We start from the raw sequence: 6,612 nt of genomic DNA on the forward strand, positions 1-6,612 counted from the left end.
CTCCCCGCGCCCCTGCACGCCTGCCGAGGGTGCGAGGAAGGGAACCTTCCTGTCACCGGTGACAGGAAGGTTCCCTTCCTCGCACCCGATCCGGGGTCAGGCCGGGGGCCAGGTGAAGGTGGCGAGACCGCCTGCGGGGAGCGCGTAGTCGAACTCCTGGCCCTGCCAGGACACGGTGATCGGCCGTTCGGCACCGCCGGGGTTGAGCGCGATCAGCGCGGTGGAACCGTCCGGGTTGCGGAACGCGACGTTCTGCACCCCGTCGAGCTCGTTCGATCCGATCCGGACCGCTCCGGGCCGCACGAACTTGCTGGCGTGCCCGAGCGCGTAGTACTCGGCGTTGTAGTCCACCTCGCCGGTGGCGTTGTCGATGGTGGTCACTCCGGTGCAGTCGTCGCACGCGCCGTCCATGACCGGGCCGTGCGCCGGGTCCAGCGCCAGGTTCCACAGCACGACGCTGCGGGCCCAGTTGCGGGTGCCGCCGATGATCAGGTTGCTCGCCTGCCAGGTCAGCGTGTCGCCGAAGGTCGCCGCCGGATCCTCCGACTCGGTGCCGGAGCATTCGGTGAGGTGGATCTCGGCGTCCGGATGCGCGTCGTGCACGGCGCTCTGCGCGTCCGGCGTCCCGCCGTAGCAGTGGAAGGCGGCCCCGTCGACGTACCGCGCCGCGTTGGCGTCGCCGAGCACGTGGTTCGGGTATTCGGTGTCGTCCCAGTTGTGGTCGTAGGCCAGGATCTTCGTGTCCAGGCCCGCGGCGTCGAGCTTCGGACCGAGGTCGTTGCCGATGAACGCCGCCTGGGCTTCCGGGGACATCGGGCTGCCCGGGTACGACGGCGGATCGTTCAACGGTTCGTTCTGCGGGGTCAGCGAGTCGATCGGGACCCCGGCCTGCTCGTATGCCTGCACGAAGCGGACCAGGTAGTCGGCGAAGACCTGGTAGTTCTGCGCCGGCAGTTCCCCGCCGACCATGGAGCCGTTGGACTTCATCCACGCGGGCGCGCTCCACGGCGTCGCCACCACGTTCAGCTCCGGAGCCAGTTCCCCGGCCCGTCGTAGCAGCGGCAGGATGTCGGCCTCGTCGTGAGCGATCGAGAACTCCGCCAGCTCGTAGTCGCTCTCCCCGGCGGGCACGTCGTCGTAGCTGTAGGTCGAGCGCGCGAAGTCCGAGGCGCCGACGACCTGCCGCAACGCGGTCAGGCCGATTCCGGTGTCCGCGTCGAACAGCCGGGACATGATCTCGTCGCGCCGCGGGGAGTTGTTCACCAGCCAAGCCGACGAGTCGGTCAGCGCCGCCCCGAACCCGTCGACGGCCTGGTACGTCGTCCCGGGGTCGACCGTGATCGTCTCGTTCCCGCCGCCCGCCCCGAACTCCGCGTCGGGCTGGCGCGCGAGCTTGCTCTGGCCGTCCTTCGTGGTCAACCAGACCCCCACCGCCGGGGCCGCGTGCGCAGGTGGAGCGAGCACCAGACCGGTGCTGAGCGTGATCGCGGAGAGCACCAGCGCGGCGGCCCGCCCGGCGCGAGGCGCCGCGACCCCGCCTCGTGTCTTGTGATCCATCTGCCCAGGGTGGTCTGACCAATCCTGCCCGGGTAGCTCCATTCGGTCGCAACCCCGCGCTCCGCGAGGCGAGGAAGGGAACCTTCCTGTCACCGGTGACAGGAAGGTTCCCTTCCTCTCTCGATCCGTGTGATCCGGAGCGAGGGGGCATTGACACCGACGGGTGCCCGTTTATCGTTGCTGGGCACGTCCACAACCGCATATGCCGCAGATCCCGGGCGGGAGAGACCCCGCGCCGACGGGGCGCCGAAGGAGCAAACACTCCCTGCAAACTCTCAGGCACCCATGACCGCTCGGGCGAGGCGACTCTGGAAAGCGCGCGCTCCGGCGCCGCACCCACGGTGCAAACCGCGCACGACGCGGTGAAGCTCTCAGGTTCCGCAACAGAGGGGGAGGCCCACGAACCCGGGCACACCTGTGCCCACGATGGTGAGGAGCCTCCATGTCCCTGCCCGAGCAGCTGCGCTACACCGAGGAACACGAGTGGATCGAGGACCGCGGTGACCTGGTCCGCATCGGCATCACGCCCTTCGCGGCCGAAGCGCTCGGCGACATCGTGTACGTGCAGCTCCCCGAGGTGGGCGAGCGGATCGAATCGGGCCAGACCTGCGGCGAGCTGGAATCGACGAAGTCGGTCAGCGACCTGTACGCGCCCGTGACCGGCGAGGTCGTGGCGATCAACGAGGCGGCGGCGGACGACCCCGCGGTGGTCAACGGGGACCCGTTCGGCGAGGGCTGGCTGCTCGACGTGCGTGCCGAGCAGACCGGTGCTGTGCTCACGGCGCAGGAATACGCCCAGTTGACCGGTGGTGAGTAAGCCGGGCTGAGGGGGACGGATCTGTGACGATCAGCGTCTTCGACCTCTTCTCAGTGGGCATCGGGCCGTCCAGTTCGCACACCGTCGGCCCGATGCGGGCCGCCGGGATGTTCACGGCACGCCTGCGCACCGAGGGTCTGCTCGGCGAGGTCACCAGGGTGAAAGCCGAGCTGTTCGGGTCGCTCGGAGCGACCGGGCATGGTCATGGGAGTCCGAAAGCGGTGCTGCTCGGGCTCGAAGGGCACGATCCGGAGACGGTGGATCCGGCCGCGGTCGAACACCGGGTGGACGCCGTCCGCACCGGTGGCCGGCTGTCGCTGGCGGGCGAGCACGACATCGCCTTCTCCGTCGATCGCGACCTCGTGATGCACCGGCGGAAATCGCTGCCGCTGCATCCCAACGGCATGCGGTTCACCGCGTTCGGTACCTCGGGTGAACTGCGCGCCGCGGTGTTCTACTCCGTCGGCGGCGGGTTCGTGGTCGACGACGGCGCCACCGGGACCGACCGGATCAAACCGGACGAGACCGCGGTCCGGCACCCGTTCCGCACCGGGCAGGAACTGCTCGCGAGGGCGGCCGATTCGGGATCGCGGATCAGCGACGTCATGTTCGACAACGAGCTGTCGTGGCGTTCCGCGGCGGACATCCGCGCGCAGCTGCTGCACATCTGGGGCGTGATGCGCGAATGCGTCGACAACGGGTGCAGCAACGATGGAGTGCTGCCCGGCGGGCTGAAGGTGAACCGGCGCGCGGCGGCGCTGCGGGCGAGCCTCACCGAGCAGGACGATCCGATGGAGTGGCTCACCTTGTTCGCCCTCGCGGTCAACGAGGAGAACGCGGCGGGCGGCCGGGTCGTCACCGCGCCCACGAACGGGGCCGCGGGCATCGTTCCCGCGGTGCTGCACTACTACGTGCGCTTCGTTCCCGGCGCCAGCGAGGACGGCGTGATCCGCTTCCTGCTGGCGGCGGGGGCGATCGGCGTGCTGTTCAAGGAGAACGCCTCGATCTCCGGTGCCGAGGTCGGGTGCCAGGGCGAGGTCGGCTCGGCGTGCTCGATGGCGGCGGCCGGGCTCGCCGAGGCGCTCGGTGCGACGCCGTGGCAGGTGGAGAACGCCGCCGAGATCGCGATGGAGCACAACCTCGGGCTCACCTGCGATCCGATCGGTGGCCTGGTGCAGATTCCGTGCATCGAGCGCAACGCCGTCGCCTCGGTCAAGGCGGTCACCGCCGCGCGGATGGCCCTGCGCGGGAACGGCAGCCACGTCGTCTCGCTCGACAAGGTCATCAAGACCATGCGCGACACCGGCCGCGACATGAAGGCCAAGTACAAGGAGACGGCTCGCGGCGGCCTCGCCGTCAACGTCATCGAGTGCTGATCCCGCCGCCCTGCCCGAACGCAGGCCCGCTCCGGGCGGGCAGGGCGAGCAAGGGAACCTTCCTGTCATCCACGTGAGGAAGGGAACCTTCCTGTCACGGTCTGCTCGTCCGCGCTCGTCGCGGTGAGCCGGTGTGGTGAGGTGCCGATTCCGATCGTCGCGTGCCCGGGTCGGTGGAGCGTGGCGGCACCGGGTGACAGGAAGGTTCCCTTCCTCGCATTGAGTTGCGCACAACTCAGTTGCGGGCAACTCAAATTGGGGCTAGTGTCGATCTCGTGCAGGAGGCGGGATGAGTTCGGACTCGGTGCTGTCGCTGGATCGGCAGGTGTGCTTCGCGCTCTACAGCGCGTCGCGCTCGTTCACCAACCTGTATCGGCCGTTCCTCGACGAGCTGGGGCTGACCTACCCGCAGTACCTCGTGATGCTGGTGCTCTGGGAACGCGATTCGCTGGCGGTCAAGGATCTCGGGGCGACGCTCCGGCTCGATTCCGGGACGTTGTCGCCGTTGGTGAAGCGGCTCGAAGCCGGTGGCCTGGTCGCGCGGCGGCGCAGCGCTCGGGACGAGCGTTCCGTCGAGGTCGGGCTGACCGATGAGGGGCGCGAACTCCGGGAACGGGCGGCGGTCGTGCCGCATCGAGTCCTCGCCGCGATCGGCATGGGACTCGACGAAGTGCGCGAACTGCGCTCGACGCTCGAACGGCTCACGGCGAACGTGGACGAGGCCGCGGAGCGGGCTCGGGCCGCGGTGGCGGCGGGCGTTCCCATCACCGACGAGCTCCTGCGCGGGACCACGACAGAAGGAGACTGAGATGGCAGCGCTGTACACGGCCGAGGCGACCGCGACCGGCGAGGGCAGGGGCGGACGCACCCGCTCGTCCGACGGCGTGCTCGACCTGGACCTCGCGGTGCCGCGCGAGATGGGTGGCCCCGGCGGGGACTCCACGAACCCCGAGCAGCTGTTCGCCGCCGGCTACGCCGCGTGCTTCCACAGCGCGCTGCAGCTGGTGGCGCGCAAGGCGAAGGCCGACATCACCGATTCCTCGGTGACCGCCCAGGTCGGCATCGGCAGCAACGGTGCGGGCGGTTACGGCCTGAACGTCTCGCTGTCGGTGAGCCTGCCCGGCATCGACCGCGAGCAGGCGCAGCAGCTGACCGAGCAGGCCGACTCGGTGTGCCCGTACTCGAACGCCATCCGCGGCAACGTCGAGATCGAACTCGCGGTGGCCTGACGACGTGAACCGGTCGTGCCGCGCCGGGCCTCGACGGCCCCGGCGCGGCACGGTCACATCAGCAGCACGTACACCGTTCCGATCAGCCCGGCCAGCACCGCCAGCGCGGTGAGCGAAGCGTGCAGCGCGCCGTCCGGCAACGGGTCCTCGGCGCGCAACCTGCGCTCCGCCTGCCGATGCCTGCTCCACGACAGCACGGTGATCGCGACCGCGAGCGGGATCGCCACCGCGGCGCACACGGCGGCGGCCACCGCGCTGCGGTGCACCAGCAACCGCAGCAGCACCATCAGGCCCACGACGAACGTCAGCCCGGTGCGCAACCAGGCGAGCGTCGTGCGTTCGATCTGCAAACCGGGATCCCACGGACCCCGCCGTTCGTCCGGCATCCTCAGAACCCGCTGATCAGCAGCAGCGCGAGCGCGCCGAGCCCGATCAAGCCCAGGCCGAACCCGAGGATCGGCGCCAGCTTCGGCGGTGGCAGCGGGGAGTTCGTGCGCAGCGCCCGCTCCATGGTCATCCACCGGCCGAACGCCGCCACGCTGCACACGACGCCCGCCAGCAGCAGGAGCACCGCCAACGAGGTGCGCAGCGGATCCGAGCCGGTGCCCGCCGCGGCGTTCAGGGCCTCGACGCCGACTCCCGCGGCCATCAGGGCCAGCGCGGTCCGGATCCACGCCAGGAACGTTCGTTCGTTGGCGAGCGTGAACCGGGGATCGGGTTCGTCACCTACCCCGTAGAGCCGATGTGGCCAGCGCCTACAAGCGGGGTCGTCGTTCTCGGAAGCCATGCGGCCACCGTAGTGCGACCGGCGCAACGAGCCGCTGCAGAGTGCGCGCACCCGCTGCTCCACGCGGACACCGGCGCCCGCGCCGTGCGAGAGCCGGTGTCCGGCGGCGAGCCTCAGAAGTCGAAGACGGTGCCCAAGTTCGACGTCGCCTGGCAGCTGTTGCCGAATTCCTTGTCGAAGTGCACCGGCTTGCCCTGCCAGGTTCCGTGCGCGCTGGCGATCACCGGCCGGAGCACCATCGTGCACTGCGCACCGGTCTGGGACTGGCCGATCTGATCGAAGTTGCCCCCCGCGGCGAGCAGGGTCTTGCAGGCCTCGGCGGCCTTCGGGTGCGTGCCGCCCGTCGGCTCGCACCGCAGCTGCACGGTGCGCGGCTCCTCGGCGCGGTTCTTGCTCGCGATCGTGAGCGTCAGGTGGCTCGTCGTCGCGGTGGCGTTCGCCATCGCCGGGGTGAGCAGGAGAGCGGCCATCGCCGCGAGCAGAAAGCCACGAACGAACCGGGTGCCGGACATGTCTGTGCGCTCCAAGGGGTTGGGGAAGGTTCCGCACAGATTTATCGGCAGTGCCCCGACGATTTCCGCACCCGAGACCGAAGATCACCAGATCGTGGTTCTCGGTCGTGGATCGCGGTGACCCTCGGGTGATCTATCCAGGGCTTTCTGGTTGCTTCAAGTCACCCCAAAGTGAGTGTTGTGCCTGGGTTGATGAGCGCCCCGACGAGGAAGCCGCACCGGGGCGCACAGCGACCGATGACAGGAAGGTTCCCTTGCTCGCACCGGTGACAGGAAGGTTCCCTTGCTCGCACCGGTGACAGGAAGGTTCCCTTGCTCGCACCGGTGACAGGAA

General features: G+C 69.6%; 8 protein-coding genes and 2 riboswitches. Of the genes, 4 read left to right on the forward strand and 4 right to left on the reverse strand.

The window, feature by feature from the left end; genetic code table 11:
- Nucleotides 1-96: 96 nt before the first annotated feature.
- Nucleotides 97-1,557, reverse strand: a complete 1,461-nt coding sequence (locus tag ACWD38_RS02575) for a glycoside hydrolase family 30 protein (protein WP_184482202.1) — start codon at nucleotides 1,555-1,557, stop codon at nucleotides 97-99.
- Between the two features lie 209 nt (nucleotides 1,558-1,766).
- Nucleotides 1,767-1,859: riboswitch (glycine riboswitch) on the forward strand.
- Nucleotides 1,860-1,954, forward strand: a riboswitch (glycine riboswitch).
- Nucleotides 1,955-1,999: 45 nt separating this feature from the next.
- On the opposite strand from ACWD38_RS02575, the gene gcvH reads away from it, so the two are divergent.
- The 4 genes from gcvH (at nucleotide 2,000) to ACWD38_RS02595 (ending at nucleotide 4,979) form a co-directional block, all read left to right on the forward strand.
- Complete coding sequence (gcvH, locus tag ACWD38_RS02580) at nucleotides 2,000-2,374, forward strand: glycine cleavage system protein GcvH (protein ID WP_184482200.1); 375 nt, start codon at nucleotides 2,000-2,002, stop codon at nucleotides 2,372-2,374.
- Nucleotides 2,375-2,397: 23 nt separating this feature from the next.
- Nucleotides 2,398-3,750: an L-serine ammonia-lyase gene (locus ACWD38_RS02585; protein WP_184482198.1), complete on the forward strand. Its 1,353-nt coding sequence runs from the start codon at nucleotides 2,398-2,400 to the stop codon at nucleotides 3,748-3,750.
- A 289-nt stretch (nucleotides 3,751-4,039) separates the two neighbouring features.
- Nucleotides 4,040-4,558 (forward strand): MarR family winged helix-turn-helix transcriptional regulator, encoded by a 519-nt coding sequence (locus ACWD38_RS02590; RefSeq protein ID WP_184482196.1) that lies wholly within the window; start codon nucleotides 4,040-4,042, stop codon nucleotides 4,556-4,558.
- A 1-nt stretch (nucleotide 4,559) separates the two neighbouring features.
- Nucleotides 4,560-4,979, forward strand: a complete 420-nt coding sequence (locus ACWD38_RS02595) for an organic hydroperoxide resistance protein (protein ID WP_184482194.1) — start codon at nucleotides 4,560-4,562, stop codon at nucleotides 4,977-4,979.
- Between the two features lie 53 nt (nucleotides 4,980-5,032).
- Here ACWD38_RS02595 and ACWD38_RS02600 read toward each other — a convergent pair whose 3' ends face one another.
- From ACWD38_RS02600 to ACWD38_RS02610, 3 genes are all read right to left on the reverse strand, one after another.
- Nucleotides 5,033-5,329, reverse strand: a complete 297-nt coding sequence (locus ACWD38_RS02600; RefSeq protein WP_246457086.1) for a DUF202 domain-containing protein — start codon at nucleotides 5,327-5,329, stop codon at nucleotides 5,033-5,035.
- A gap of 38 nt (nucleotides 5,330-5,367) precedes the next feature.
- Nucleotides 5,368-5,766 (reverse strand): YidH family protein, encoded by a 399-nt coding sequence (locus ACWD38_RS02605; protein ID WP_184482190.1) that lies wholly within the window; start codon nucleotides 5,764-5,766, stop codon nucleotides 5,368-5,370.
- A 113-nt stretch (nucleotides 5,767-5,879) separates the two neighbouring features.
- A complete protein-coding gene (locus ACWD38_RS02610) occupies nucleotides 5,880-6,236 on the reverse strand; it encodes an SSI family serine proteinase inhibitor (protein ID WP_184482187.1) in 357 nt (118 codons plus the stop codon).
- Nucleotides 6,237-6,612 lie beyond the last annotated feature (376 nt).

The sequence above is a fragment of the Saccharopolyspora sp. NPDC002578 genome, from assembly GCF_053592695.1.